The following is a 916-nucleotide window of genomic DNA, read 5'->3' on the forward strand; positions in this document are numbered from 1 at the left end:
GCCACCCCCCCCTGCCATGGGGGCTCCTGCTGATCCCTCACTGGGGAACAGCCGGGTGTCCAGGGTGTGGCCGCCCCACTGCGAGAGGCGCGCCGGGTTGGGGGCACTCCAGCAGAAACTCCGCAAGCGTACCCTTGCGCACCGTCTTGCGTTGCCATTCCTCGGCGGAGACGACAACGACGCTTGGCCTACCGTTGCGCGTGATCGTTTGCGGCGCCGCCTGCGCACGCTCGATGACTTCCGACAGCCGCGCCTTGGCCCGAGCGACGGTCCAGTTGGCATCCTCTTTTGGAGCAGACTGCATTCTGGCCTCCGTGACCATTGTGACTACGGTGACTATATAAAAATGCATAGTGACCGCAACAGGGGAGGGGGACTTTTTTCTAGAGCCCGGACGCCTTGGTGAGATGTTGTCGCAAAAGTTGAGTTCTGCGACGGTGCAAAAGTCAGTTGCAAAATCGTCGCGACAAAGGCTCGGCAGCTCCCCGAAGTAGCCATTTCAGATTGCTTGCAGGTGCGGATAAAGTCCTTTATGCATCGGCACATGATCAAGTCCGCGCCCATCGCTGCAATCTATTATGCGACGCTTCCATAAGGAGCGGCGCGTTTCGATCATGCCTTGAAACAAGCCGCCGTCAGGCGGCTTGTTCATTGAGAGGACCCCCTGGCGGCAATACCAGGAGGATTCCCTATGGCACTTCCCGATTTATCAACCGGTCATTCCGAACCATGTTCGGCCGCTTTGAAGACGCTCATTGAGCGCGGCTATGTAAATCAAGGGACCGACCTGCCGGGTGTCGATGCCGCCTTTGAAGCAGGCGTCGTACCCGCTTACGCTGGTTTCGATGCGACGGCTGACAGTCTTCATGTCGGCCATCTTCTTCTGATCATGGCGCTTCGTCATCTTCAGCAGACT

Annotated in this window: 1 protein-coding gene and 1 pseudogene; one reads left to right on the forward strand and one right to left on the reverse strand. The window is 58.4% G+C overall.

Annotated elements, in window-relative coordinates; genetic code table 11:
- Positions 1 to 37: 37 nt before the first annotated feature.
- A complete protein-coding gene (locus NKI72_RS35215; RefSeq protein ID WP_352852287.1) occupies positions 38 to 304 on the reverse strand; it encodes a type II toxin-antitoxin system Phd/YefM family antitoxin in 267 nt (88 codons plus the stop codon).
- 387 nt (positions 305 to 691) lie between these two features.
- Between NKI72_RS35215 and NKI72_RS35220 the strand changes: the two are divergent.
- A pseudogene (locus tag NKI72_RS35220) lies at positions 692 to 916 on the forward strand (hypothetical protein); the annotation flags it as partial.

This window comes from Mesorhizobium sp. M0437, from assembly GCF_040321335.1.
Lineage (GTDB): Bacteria > Pseudomonadota > Alphaproteobacteria > Rhizobiales > Rhizobiaceae > Mesorhizobium.

What these genes read in the sequence shown, in the direction of transcription:
- NKI72_RS35215 (WP_352852287.1), bottom strand. Translation starts at nt 304, where the DNA reads ATGCAGTCTGCTCCAAAAGAGGATGCCAACTGGACCGTCGCTCGGGCC.